Below are 12,259 nucleotides of genomic sequence, written 5' to 3'. Positions count from 1 at the left end.
GCCTCGGGAAATGGTGGTTCATGCGTCGGGATTCGAGACGGAGCTTGCGCTGATGATGGCGGCCTGCGACGAATCTGCGGATTGGTCTTCGATCTCGATTTTCTGCTGCTGGGCTTTCAATTGGGCCTTCTCGGCTTTCCTGGCCGCCTTGAGCTTGCTGAGGTGTTTTTTGATCTTGGCGATGTCCTTGGCGCCGAGCGTTGAACTGCCGCCCCCGGGTGCCATGATCGTCAGTGCGCCGCCGCCCAGGTTGATGCCGGTGGGGTCGATCTTGATTTCGGTACCGCCCAGGTCCAGTGTGACTTTCCTGTCCTCCAGGCAGAGCGTGCTGTCGCCGTGCTTGAGCAAGCATAAGTCCTCGCTCACGAGCACAGAGGATGTGTCGGCCGCGATGCAACTGCCTATGTTCTTGTCCGTGAAAAATCCGGTTGTGTTGGTCGCCTGGATGGCGGCGCCGGTCGCATCCATGCGCAGGTGGCTGTCGGTCTCGCCGCCTTGATCGTCAGTGATCACCAGGTTGTGCTTGCGTGCCTTGTGGGTGGCGTCGCCCTTGAGGGTGATCGCCATGTCCTTGCCCCAGGCTTCGATATTGCCTTTGGCATTGAGCTTCAGCCGTGCGCCCCCTACGGGACCCGCATTGGGTTTTTTCTTGAAGCCGATGGTGGCGGTGCCGGCCTTCCGGTACTCCAGGTCGTCATCCGCGGTGCTGAGTTCGATCCCGGTCCTGTTCATGGCGACGCCGGCCGAACTGCGCCCGGACGAATCCCGTGTGCCCAGGAAGACGGAGCCCGTCGCGGCGCTTTGCATTGAAAGCAGGCCCACCGGCGTGTCGGTCTTGCAATACCGGTTGAATCGTTTGTTCAGAATCCCCAGCATGACCGCCAGGCTGGTGAGGATCGTGGCGATCGAGGCCACGTAGCCAAAGACGTCTTTGCTGCTGTGCGGATCGGCTTTGCCTGCGTTTTCCAGTTCGTCGACCTTGAATGCCAAAGCCGTTGTCGCCAATGCGGTCATCGACACGGTCTGGATATTGATCAGCAACCAGGCGGCCGAGCGCGCCTTTTCGATCAGGAGCTTTTGCGCCCTGCTCGAGCCGACGCTGGCAAAGTGGTGGTCGGAGTAGTGAAACCCACCCTCTCCGCCTACCCGAAGAACGCTCGCCTTGGATATCTCGAACGCGGTCCCTTTTTTGGCGTCGAAGCTGGTCCCGTGGAAAAACGTGCTCTTGGCGCCGATCGTGAAATCGTTGGTCATGCCCAGGAACAAACTGGTTTTGACCCCATAGGTCAGTGTGTAGTTCGAGGCGGCCACCACCTCGGTCTTGCCTTGGCCGATCCACGTCTTGTAGTTGCCTGCCGTGAAAAGGCCCATGCCTTTGTCTGCCATTGTTCAATCCAGGTGAGGTTTGATCCAGGTACGTATCAGGGTGAGTCGGGCGCCTTGCGTCATATCACGGACTGCAGGACGTCGGCCGGGTTGCTGGCGGATTGGGTCTCTTTCGGCGAATCCTGCGCCTCTGGAAATGCGCCGATGTAGATCAGTGACTTCTGGGTGGGCGAGTAGAAACTGATTAACTGTTTATCCTTTGTGTCTACCATCACGAGCGAATTCCCGCCGGCGGTGCGTATGCCGTTGTTGGTGGCATTGGAACTGTCGACGATGCTTTGCGCCTCGGAATTGGGGGCGGCGCCCAGGATGATCGGCTGGTCCGGGTCGCCCTGGTTGAAGGCCAGCAGCACCTCGGTCCCCTTGAGCAGCGGAAAATGCATGCCCTCGGATTTCCCGGCGTAGGGCGTGGCCATGCGCAGCCACGATGATCCCTTGTTGACGGGCTTGTCCGAATAGTCGTACAGCAGCTGGACCTTGTATTGGCCGTAATCGTTGAGCTCCGCCACCGCCCCATCGCCCTCGGAGTCGATCAGGGCGCTGAGGACCCCGTCGATGGAGGGGCGCGGCGTCAGCCGGGGGGCGCGGTACTGCAGGTCCGAGCCGATGGCCTGGAATTCGCAGTGGTAGGTCGAGCCTTGCTCGCTCTGGTTGTAGCCGGTGTTCTGTCCGGCGAGCACGACGCCGGCCTGGGATCCGCGGTGGGTCACCTCGGTGACGAGGTAGCGGGCGTTGCAGCTGTCGCGGAAATGGTTGTCGACCTCGATGAAGTAGCCGCTGCGCACGCCGATCGCCGGGGCTTCGCCGTGGAACACGGTGCCTTGCGCGCCCAGTTCCTCGGCGCGGATCCTGGACAGGCGCCGGGCGTCGCCTTCTGTGCGCAGGTTCTGGCCATAGAGCATGTATTCGCCTTGCGCGCCGTCGCGGACCTGGGCCTCGGCCTTGAGGTTGTCGCCCAGCTTGGCCAGCCGGTAGTTGAAGTCCTGGACCAGTGTCTTGCCGGGCAGGTGCGTCTTGCGGCAGGTGAATGCGGTGACGCAGCTGTCCTGGCGGTCGGTCTGGACGTTTTCGGGCGGGGTGTAGCGCAGTTGCAGGGCGTCGGTGGGCTGGGCTTCCTTGTAGTCCAGGATGGCCAGCACCTCGCCGGAGTGGCTGCTGTCGTGGTCGAAGTAATAGTACAGGCCTTCCTGTTCCATCCAGCGCGAGACGAAGGCCAGGTCGCTTTCCTGGTACTGGCAGGTGAAGCTGCGGGCCCGATAGTCCGAGGGCTCCTTCAGCAGCATCTTGAGGTCGGGGCCTTTGAGGTCGTTGCGTTCGAGCAGCGTCCGGATGATCTGGGGGATGGTTTGTTCGTCGAGGTAGACCTCATTGAGGCGATTGAGGCCGGCCCGCCAGAGCCGGGGGACGAGCGTGGCGCGATAAAAATAATAGTTGTCGACGCCGCCCAGCTGTTCGAATTGCGCGAGCATGCCGCGATAGGGCGTGGAGGCCGATAGGTCGCGTGATCGAAGGGTGAGGACCGCCGTGGACTTCAGGGCCGCATCGAGATCGATGTCGGGATCGTCGCTGACCAGGGTGATGTCGAATTCGAACAGGCGCGATATCGCCTCGCGGCCCTCGAAGCGTATCACTTGCAGCTTGGAGCCGGACCCGTCCAGTTCGAAGGTGAAGAGCAGATCCTTGTCGTTGATCGCCATATGGATGTCTCCCTGTCGCTGTCTCAGGGCCAAGCTTAACACCAAGCAATATCGAGGTGTATGACGCGCGGCGCCGCAGGACGCGGGCGCATGATTCGAGTGCGCGCATCAAGCGACCGGGCGCTACATCTTGTCGCCCGGACGAAGGGCGATCAGTGTCTCGTTCATCGTGCGCACGGCCTTGCTCAGGGCCTGGAGCTTTGCATTGTGCACGATCAGTCGGGTGACATGGGCTCTTTGGAGCGCCTCTTGCTCGGTGGACCGCATCTTGAGGTTGACGAGGTCGAGCGAACTGATGGGGCCCCCCGGCGCCATGATCGAGATCGCACCGCCGCCCAGATTGATGCCGGTGGCATCGATGGTCAGCTTGGTGTTGCCGAATGCGAGCGTGACCGCGCCCGCGCTGCATTCCAGGGTGTTGCCGTCGCGGCCGATCGCGGCCTTGGATGCGCCCACGCCCAGGAACGAGTCCCCGGCGATGGCGTTGACGCCGATCGCGGAGCTCACGAACAGGGCGTTGTCCGCATTGGCGTGGATGTAGGTTCCGCCCTCGTTCGTGCGCAGGAAGCTGGGCTGGTCCGCACCCGTTCCGTCCGTGACCTGCAGCACGTGGATCTGCGCTTTTTGAGTGGCGGAGCTGGCCACTGTGGTCGTCAGGCTGTCGCCCCAGGCCTGGAGCGAGCCGTCCGCATTCAGGTTCAGGCGCGCGCCCGCCACGTTCTGCGCGTTCGGCTTGTCCTGGAAGCCGATGATGGACGAGCTGTGGGGGGAGGGCTTCTGGTAGCGCAGGTCCGCGTTTGCGGTGCTCAGCTCGATGCCGGTGGCATCGAGGGTGACCCCCGCGGATGTGCCGCCGGCGGCCGGCCGGGATCCCAGGAAGACCGCCGAGGTCGTGTCCATGGACAGCACGCCGGCCGGATCGCTGGTCTCGCTCAGGTCCATGAGACGGCCCGCCGCAATCGTCAGCATGGCGCCGAGGTTGATGGCGATCGTGAGCATGGAACTCAGATGCGCCATCGGGAATTTGCTGTCGGGCAGGTAGAGGTGCTCGTCCTTCGGGTCCTTGACCTTGATTGCCACCGCGGCGACCGAATACGCCACCATCAGGGCCGCCTGCAGGCCGATCAGGATCCAGGCCGCCGTCGAGAGGATTTTGATGGCGAGGCGTTGGCCGGCGCTGGCACCGATGTTGGCGACATAGGAATCGAGGTAATGAACGCCGCCGCTCTTGGCGAACTCGAGCGCCCCGTCCTTTTTGAATTCGAAGGCATAGCCGACGCTGGCCTCGAGTTTGGCGCCGATGGATATTTCGGTTTTGGCGGCCAGCGAGAATTCCGTACTCATCCCCAGGGAAACCTCGGTTTTCACCCCATAGGTCAGCGCGAATTCCGAGTTGGCGGCGACCTTGGTCTCGCCGTCGCCGTACCAGGAGAACTTGTGTCCTTCAGTGGACTCGGCAACGCCGTGTTCGGGTTCTGTCATGATGGGTCCAGAAAGCTTGCCCACCTGGACCGTGTGCGCGGATCCGGCGTGGGAAATGAGAGTGGCGGTAGGATGGAATCGCGCCTTGAGGGTGGGGGCGCCTGCCGATGAACGTCAGGGTTCGGCGGGTGGCCGAGGGGGCGCGCTGGACCATGTGCCTGGGGGAGGCCAGGGGGTGAGGAAGGATTGCTTGCTGGAGGTCGCCATGAGGGTCTCCCGTCGCTGCTTTTGACGAAAGATTACATCAAGACACAATCCCGCGGCATGCTTTTCGGGGGGATTTTTTAATTAGAAAATGATTCTTTGATTTACAAAATGAATCTCAGCCGGCCCCGGTGCTTGGTATCGTGCCAGACGAGCCAGCTGTCGCGGCCCAGCGAGGTCCAGCGTCCCGCCCCCAGCAGCAGCGGGCGCGCCGTGCCGGTCTTCAGCCCGATCTCGAGTTGGACGTGCAGGGGGTCCAGCAGGTAATAGCGCACCAGGAAGCGGAGCTTTTCGAATTCCTCGCCGCCGGGCAGCAGCTTGAGGAACAGGCCGCTGTCGACCTCGGTGATGCGCAGCGCGAGGTTGCCGCTGCGGCATTTGACCAGGACGCCCAGGTGCGCGTCCTCGCCCAGGGTGCAGGCCTGGTGGCCCAGGGCCAGGCGCTGGTCCGGCGGAATGGGCTGCCAGCGCTCGTCCTGCTGGATGATGTCGACCCGGGTGCCCGGGTACAGGGCCGCGACGATGGTCTGCAGACCCATGGCCGAGCGCGGGTACTGGCTGAACAGCCCGGCAAACCGCAGCAGGTGCGAGACGCCCGGGCGGTCGAGGTAGCGCAGCGGCCGGCTGATGCCGACGAAAGTGTGGAAAATCTCGAGCAGCCGGCGGTCGTCGAATTCCTTGATGCGGATGTGCGCCCGCGATTTCAGCCACGCCCGAAAGAACAGCGGATAGATGGTCTGGCTGATGATGTCGAGGAAGTCGCGATTGCTGTGGCGCCCGTCATGCAGTTCGTCGAGCAGGTCCTCGGTATAGAAATTGGGCAGCGGCGAGGTGACCCCGTACAGGCCCAGGAAATTGGCCGTCAGGCGGTATTCGCCCGGACCGACTTCATGGACCGAGCTGAGGTCCGTGCCGGGAAAATCCAGGCTGAGGTTCGGCCGCACCTTGATGGCGGGGGTCTCGGCGCCTTCGCGCCGGGCGAGCAGCCGCAGCAGGCGGTAGGCCTGCGAAAACGAGAAGCGCTCGCCGTGGGCGAGCAGCCGGGGCTTCATAGCACCGGCTTGCGTCCCATGCGCATCGGCCATTTGAATGTGGTCCCCGTATTCTTGTCGTGGATTTCGAACCGCGTATAGGAATTGATGCCGGCGTAGCAGGCCAGGAAGCGATCCAGGACGCAGCCCCACAGATACATCGCCCCCGCGCTGGGCCAGTTTTTTTCCTCGCACGTGAGCACGACGTGCTGGCCCTGCATCATGGTGCCGCGCACCAGGCGCATCTCGCGGGTGATGGCCAGATCCAGCAGGCCGTCGATCTGGCGTTCGTTGGCGCTGCGCACGCCGCTGTCGTACGAGCAGGTCGAGTTGTACAGCCGCAGCATGGCGCGCAGGGTCTCGATGCTGGAGAGCGACAGCAGATTGAGCGTGGTGTGGCTGATGACGTCCCACAGCAGTTTCTCGCCGTGCGGCGGGTCGATGGCGGCGGTGACGGGCGTGATGTTGCGAAATTCGAAGCGCTCGGGCGATGAACTGGTGGCGCGCGAGACGTCGCCGAGCTTGAGATTTTCTGGCAGGGTGCGGTTGGTGCAGGTCAGCCGCAGCGACAGGGTTTCGTTGGCGGGCTCGTCGCCGGCGTGGTAGACGACCGACAGATAGGTGTCGATGGTGTCGCCCACCATCGCGGGCCGCATCGAGGTCCGGTAGCTGGCCTGCGCCTCCTGGCGCGAATGGGTCAGCAGGGAAAAGGGCACGTAGCGCTTGGGCTCCGCGCCGCCCTGCACGTAGCCGCTGACCGAGTCGATGGAATAGATCTGATGATGCCGGCGCTGCGAGCCATGGGGCAGGATCAGGTATTCCGACATCTCGTGGTCGAGATTGATGGGCTCGGCCTCGACGGGAAACAGATTGACCGCCGGCGTGACGTTCAGCGCAAAGTTGCGTGCCGTGACCTCCGGCATGGTGAAGCTGCTGCGATGGAAGACGATCTCGATGCGGAAGCGCTCGCCTTGCAGGCGCCCGAGGCCTTTGTGCAGGTCGGTGAATTCGATGAACAGGAATTTTTGCGGCAGGAACAGCAATTCCTGGATCCAGCTGAAGGCCGGGAAGGCGTTGTCCGGATAGGGCAGTAGGGATTCGTCGAAGCCGGGTAGGGACAGCGTGCTCGACAGCGGGACGCTGTGCCCGCTTTGGTCCAGCGCGCGTACGCTCTTGACCTGGCTGCCGAGCAGCATGAACAGATTGGCCGCGTCGGCGTGCTCGCCGGCGAGGAACAGGCGCAGCCGTTCGGGCAACTGGATGCCCTGTGCATCCTGGGGCGCCTGGAATTGCAGGCGCAGGGCGTGGGAGCCGTCCGGGAGGCGCTCGCTGGAGGCCGTTTCCAGCGTGATCGGCTGAATCTGCAGCGAGGCCGTGGTGCGGAAGCGGCACGAGACGCCCTCGACGGGCGTCGAGCCGATCTCGGTGCCCTCGGCGATGGTGGCCGTCTCGGACAGCTTGGCCTTCGGCGTGAAGGCGATCATGGTCGAGGCCGGCAGGGGGCGCAGGAACTGGGGCACCAGGATGCTGGCCAGCTCCTGGACGATCTCGGGGAACTCGTCGTCGAGCTTCTGGCGGGTCAGGCCATTGAGAAAGGCCACCCCCTCGAGGAGGCGCTCGACGTCGGGATCGGTGGACACCGAGCCGAGCATGGGGGCGACGGCCGGGTTGGCCTGCGCGAATTCCAGCGAATTGGCGCGCAGGCGGGCGAGTTCGGTGGCGTAGAACCGGTTGAAGCTGGTGGCCATGGCCTGTTCGGTAAAGGAGTCTTGGGCGGGGACCGCGCCGGTCATACTGCATGAACCCGTTTCCCCGTGTCAAGGCAGGCGTGACGGCGGGCGCGCGGGAGATGCTATGATTTTTCACGCCATTCTTTCAATGGAAGCCCGACGGCATGAGCAATATTCGTCTGTTTGAGCGCTTGACGGCGCTGGAGGATCCGGGCCGCGTGGGGGGCGTTCCGTACGACCGCCAGTTGCGCGACTCCGTCGCCCGCCACCTCGAGCGGCTGCTGAACACGCGGGCGGGCTCGGTGCCGATCGATCATGAGTATGGCATGCCCGACATGAGCAACATCGCCGGCTCGTTCGCCCTGGGAACGACCGAATCGCTGTCGGAGGCCATCATCCGCCAGGCGGCCCGCTACGAGCGCCGCTTGCGCAACGCCCGTATCACGGTCGAACAGGAACAGCGCGAGGTCATCACCCTGCGCTTCGAACTGCGGGGACAGCTCGAGTCCGACCGCGCCGATGCACCCGACCAGGCGTTTGCCATGATCCTGCGGGTGAATTCGGCGGGGCGGATCTACGTGGAGCCCAGGACCTCGGCCTAGCGCGGGGCTCCGTACGCATTTCCTCAAAAACATCCCCTGTACGCGGGATGGTTTCAAATCTTGAACGTGTGTAAATTTTTCATGTCGACGACATGAACCTGTGTCCGGCATGCCTAATGCCGGGCGCTCCGGCCCGGAATGCGTGGTCGACCATTTTCAAGAGGATTCTGAATCATGGTTTTCAAGCTTCGGTCTGTGGCCCCTTGTCTTCTGCTTGCCACACTGGCGGCCTGCACGACGGTCGGCACGACAGACGGCGTCGTGGGTGCCGAGACCCGCAAAGGCGGTTTTCTGGGCCTTTCCACCAAGGACGCCGTCGAAGTCCGCTATGCGAAAGGCTTTGCGCAGGTGAGCAAAGTCGTCATCGGCGGCTTCAAGGTCGGGTTCAACGACAGCAAGGAGCTGGAACGCAAGCGGGAGACCATGGCGTACAACACCGTGACCCGTGGGCTGGTCAAGCTCGAAGGGATAGACGATGCCACGCGTCAGCGCGTGACCGATGAAATGTACGAACACCTCATCACGCTGCTGCAGGCGCGCGGCTACCAGGTCGTGCCTCGCGAGACCTTCACGGGCAGCCCGGCCTACCAGGGCGTCAAGGAATTCGACTTCCCCTATCAGGAAGATAATTCGGGCCTGTTCTCTTCCTACGGAACAGGCTACTTTTATTCCCCGGCCCAGATCGGCCCGAAGCAGGCTTTCTTCACGGGCGAGCGCCCGGACCCCGGCGCCTTCGCGGGCTTCGACAGCATGGGGATCTCGAATGCCGCGTTCAAGTTCGCCGAGATCTCCGATGCGCGGGTCCTGAACGTCTCCTATATTGTGGACTTCGCCGGGGCGGCCGGCAGTGATGGTTTCTTTTCGTCGACGGCCATGCGGGTCGGGCAGCGCATGACGGTGGATTCGGGCATTCTGGGCATCAGCAAGGGCGAGACGGGGATCACCACCGCCCAGACGGGGCAACTCACGCTGGGCCAGCCGGTGCATTCCGACCAGGAATTCGCCACCATCGAGGACGTCACCAGCGAGGTCGAGGCCGGCGCCACGATGGCCCTCAATGCAGCGACGGGCTACCTGAGGGGCGGTCTCTTCGGGGCCATGACCAAGACCCAGAACCAGACGCGCGAATACATTTTCCACGCCACATCGGGCAAGTACGCCGATGCCGCCCGCGCCGTCCTGACGCAGGCCAATACCCTGATGGTGGACAAGATGGCCGAGCTGCGCAGCGGCGGCTGAATCCCGAGGGCGGGTGGCCGGCGCGGCCCGCCGCCCGTGCAGAGGATGGATCAATCGACCAGGCCCAGGCGTTGGGCCTCCAGCGCGGCTTCGGCTCGACTGCTGATGTTCAGCTTGCGGTAGATGGCTTTGACATGGTCGCCCACCGTATGGTGGGAAATTCCCAGGGCTTGGGCGATGTCCGCCAGGCGCAGGCCTTTGGCCAGCAGGCCCAGTGTTTCGGACTCCCGGGGGCTGAGGCGGCATTCGACCGCGGGCAGGGCATGCGTTTTGCGAAAATGCCGGATCATGCGCCGGGCGATGGCGGGAGACAGGGGCGGCTGCTCGTTGCGGATGCCCTGCAACTGCTGTGCGACCAGCTCCGGTGGTTCGTCTTTCAGGATGTAGCCTTGGGCGCCGGCCTGCAGCGCCGCCATGAGATGATCGTCGTCATCGAAGATCGTGCCCACGATCGGCACGCAGTCGGGCTGCCGCTCGGCCAGCCAGGCGATGAGTTCGGCGCCGTCGCCGTCGCCCAGTTCGAGGTCGATGAGCGCGAGTTGAAATGTCCGGCGGCGGATGCAGCGCTTGGCCTCCTGCACGCTGTCCGCCGTCTGTAATGCGATGTCGGGAAATGCCCGGCGGATCAGGTCCGACATCAGCGCCAGCGCATCGGGCAGGTCATCGACCAGCAGGCAGTGTTCCATGGTCGTTCCTCCTGGGTGAGGCGCCCGCCTGCCGGCCTGGCGGGAGGGCGAGGGCCATTTGCATGCGGACCCGGCTGCCTTGGGGCAGACGGTGAAATTCAACCGTGCCGCCCAAGTCGTGCAGGCGCCGCTCCAGCCCGCGCAGGCCCCGGCCCTTGATCCATTGCCCGGGGTCGGCCGCCTCGCCATTATCGGTGCAATCGAGGGTGAACAGGCCCGTCTCCGACAGCATGCCGCACAGTTCGATCTGCAAGCCGTCGTGGTGCGCGTGCTTGAAGCAGTTGTTCAGGCATTCCCGCAGCGCCCGGGTCAGCAGCATTTTCTGGCGCGGCTGGATCAGCGGATCGGTGACCGTGGCCGGCACACGCCATATCAGGCCGGCGCCTGCCGCATGGCAGCGGGATTGGGCTTCCGAGCGCCAGTCGGCCAGGCTTTCGCTCAGCCGGCTGGGCTCGGCGTCGATCACCGAAAGCGCGTCGCGCAGATCGCTCATGGCCTGGCGCGCCAGGTCGGCGGTTTCCTGCTGCGGTGCGCGATGGATGAGCATCAGCAGGCGGGCGCCGACGTCATCGTGCAGATCCTGCGCAATGCGGCCGCGCTCCTGGCGGATGGCGTCCTCGAAAGCGTCGCGGCTGGTTTCGGCGCGCTCCAGCAGGCGGATCATGCTGGTGGCGAAGCGCGCGTCGCGGCTGGAAAACAGACGCGTGCCCTGGTTGCGGTGCAGCAGCCGCAGATCGGGGCGCCGGGTGCCGGCCGGGACGTACAGCGCGGCGCCGTCCTGCTCGACGGCCGCCCGGCTGTCCAGCGTTCCAGCGCTGTCCGGCAGGATCTCGATGCGCAACGGATCATAGTGCGTGCGCAGTAGCTGCTGCCAGCCGTGCTCGCGTTTCTGCGGGCCGGGTTCGAAGGCGACTTCGACCAGCAGGGGCAGAACCCGGACCAGGTCATCGTCGCGAGGCCTGTCCAGCAGCTTCCAGAGCCGTTGCCGTACCAGGAGATACAGCAGTCCGACGCCCCAGATCGACAGGCCCAGCGAGGTTTGCGCCGACCAGCCCAGGAGCGTGATCATCGCGGCGTCGGCCAGCAGGATGGCCAACAGGACCCCCATCGACACCAGCAGGCGGTAGGCCCAGGCATCCAGGTCGAACAGGCGGTAGCGCCTCAGGCCCAGGGCGATGCCCAGATAGATGATGAGAAAGAACCCGAAGGCATAGCCTTGCGGGATGGGCGGCAGCCAGCCGAGGATGCTGGAGACGACATGGCTGGCGATATACAGTCCGGCGCCCAGCAGCAGCGACAGCAGGAACCAGCGCAACGCGGCCCGGTCCGCAGCCTGGAAGCGGCTCAGCCGCCATTGGATCAGCGCGAAGGCCAGGGCCGCCAGCATCAGGCTCAGCGTCGGCAGGCGGATCACCCAGTCCGGGTCGGTCAGCAGGCCCACGGCGGAGAGCAGCCACCAGAGGACGGCGGCGAGCGGAAAGGCCAGCAGCACCGCCGGCTTTGCGAGGCGGCGCGGGTGTGCCAGAAAGATTGCCGCAAAGGCGGCGCCGTATGTGAGGGCGCCCAGGCAGTTCAGCGAGGTCAGCACGCGAAACAGGCCGGGGTCGAGCGCGAGTTCCCGGGTGCCGTAGATCGCTGCCGGCAAGGCAAAGAGCGGGAAGGTCAGGCCGGTCAGGGCAAACAGCCGCGTAGCGGCATCCCCCGGCCTGAGCGCCCAGACCCAGATGGCGATCAGGCAGCCCGTCGCGGCAGCCAGCCACTGGAACCAGAAGATGGCCGGCAGGCTGGTCCAGGGGCGGGTGGCCGGCTCGATCCGAGTCTGGTGCGGGGCCGCCCCCGCCGTGCCGTGCCAGAGGACGGAGACGGCCGGCGCGCCCAGCAAGGCCGCCAGCCTGCCCTGGTCTTCGAGGAACTGCCGCAGGGCCGCCGCGTCCGGCAGGACATCCGGCTCTTCGGTGAGATCGACGACGGTGATTTCTGCAAGCGCCCCGGCGCCGGGCGCTTGCAGGCCGGCGATCACGGCGCCGGACGGGATGCCGGCGCAGGGGGTGCGGCAAGTCTGCGCCGTCACCCGGCCATCGGGGCCGCCATGCAGACCCAGGCCCAGCCAGGGCTGGGCGGTGGCGATCCAGATCGCGGCCAGGCCCGCCGCCAGGCAATAAACGAGAGCGGCCAGCAGCCGATGGCCGGGGGTGCGCATGG

The 12,259-nt window shown here is 64.8% G+C and carries 9 protein-coding genes; 2 read left to right on the top strand and 7 right to left on the bottom strand.

Translation table 11 applies throughout. The features are described from left to right. Nucleotides 1–18: 18 nt before the first annotated feature. From OOZ48_RS09515 to tssF, 5 genes are all read right to left on the bottom strand, one after another. Nucleotides 19–1,311, bottom strand: coding sequence for a hypothetical protein (locus OOZ48_RS09515; RefSeq protein WP_269497565.1), 1,293 nt, complete (start codon nt 1,309–1,311; stop codon nt 19–21). A 134-nt stretch (nt 1,312–1,445) separates the two neighbouring features. After that, nucleotides 1,446–3,083: a type VI secretion system Vgr family protein gene (locus tag OOZ48_RS09510; RefSeq protein ID WP_269497563.1), complete on the bottom strand. Its 1,638-nt coding sequence runs from the start codon at nt 3,081–3,083 to the stop codon at nt 1,446–1,448. Between the two features lie 123 nt (nt 3,084–3,206). Next, nucleotides 3,207–4,565, bottom strand: a complete 1,359-nt coding sequence (locus tag OOZ48_RS09505; RefSeq protein WP_269497561.1) for a hypothetical protein — start codon at nt 4,563–4,565, stop codon at nt 3,207–3,209. A 308-nt stretch (nt 4,566–4,873) separates the two neighbouring features. Continuing rightward, the gene (gene tssG / locus OOZ48_RS09500; RefSeq protein WP_269497559.1) at nt 4,874–5,821 is read right to left on the bottom strand and encodes a type VI secretion system baseplate subunit TssG; all 948 of its coding nucleotides are present in this window, start codon (nt 5,819–5,821) and stop codon (nt 4,874–4,876) included. Next, nucleotides 5,818–7,593 carry a type VI secretion system baseplate subunit TssF gene (gene tssF / locus OOZ48_RS09495; RefSeq protein ID WP_269497557.1) on the bottom strand — a complete coding sequence of 592 codons (1,776 nt, stop codon included), beginning with the start codon at nt 7,591–7,593 and terminating at the stop codon, nt 5,818–5,820. The genes tssG and tssF overlap by 4 nt, the downstream gene beginning before the upstream one ends. A gap of 101 nt (nt 7,594–7,694) precedes the next feature. Here tssF and tssE point away from each other — a divergent pair, with 101 nt between their 5' ends. Together tssE and OOZ48_RS09485 are read left to right on the top strand one after the other, a co-directional pair. Then, nucleotides 7,695–8,132 carry a type VI secretion system baseplate subunit TssE gene (tssE, locus tag OOZ48_RS09490; protein WP_269497555.1) on the top strand — a complete coding sequence of 146 codons (438 nt, stop codon included), beginning with the start codon at nt 7,695–7,697 and terminating at the stop codon, nt 8,130–8,132. Between the two features lie 174 nt (nt 8,133–8,306). Further along, nucleotides 8,307–9,371, top strand: coding sequence for a hypothetical protein (locus OOZ48_RS09485; RefSeq protein WP_269497553.1), 1,065 nt, complete (start codon nt 8,307–8,309; stop codon nt 9,369–9,371). A 50-nt stretch (nt 9,372–9,421) separates the two neighbouring features. Here the strand turns inward: OOZ48_RS09485 and OOZ48_RS09480 are convergent, their stop codons facing one another. Next, nucleotides 9,422–10,057 (bottom strand): response regulator, encoded by a 636-nt coding sequence (locus OOZ48_RS09480; RefSeq protein ID WP_269497551.1) that lies wholly within the window; start codon nt 10,055–10,057, stop codon nt 9,422–9,424. Continuing rightward, entirely contained in the window at nt 10,032–12,257 is a 2,226-nt protein-coding gene (locus OOZ48_RS09475; RefSeq protein ID WP_269497549.1) for a sensor histidine kinase, read from the bottom strand. Before OOZ48_RS09475 ends, OOZ48_RS09480 begins: the two co-directional genes overlap by 26 nt. Between the last annotated feature and the right edge of the window lie 2 nt (nt 12,258–12,259).

It is taken from the genome of Castellaniella sp. S9, from assembly GCF_027257175.1.
Classification (GTDB): domain Bacteria; phylum Pseudomonadota; class Gammaproteobacteria; order Burkholderiales; family Burkholderiaceae_B; genus Castellaniella.
This window is presented reverse-complemented; position numbering and strand designations above follow the sequence as displayed.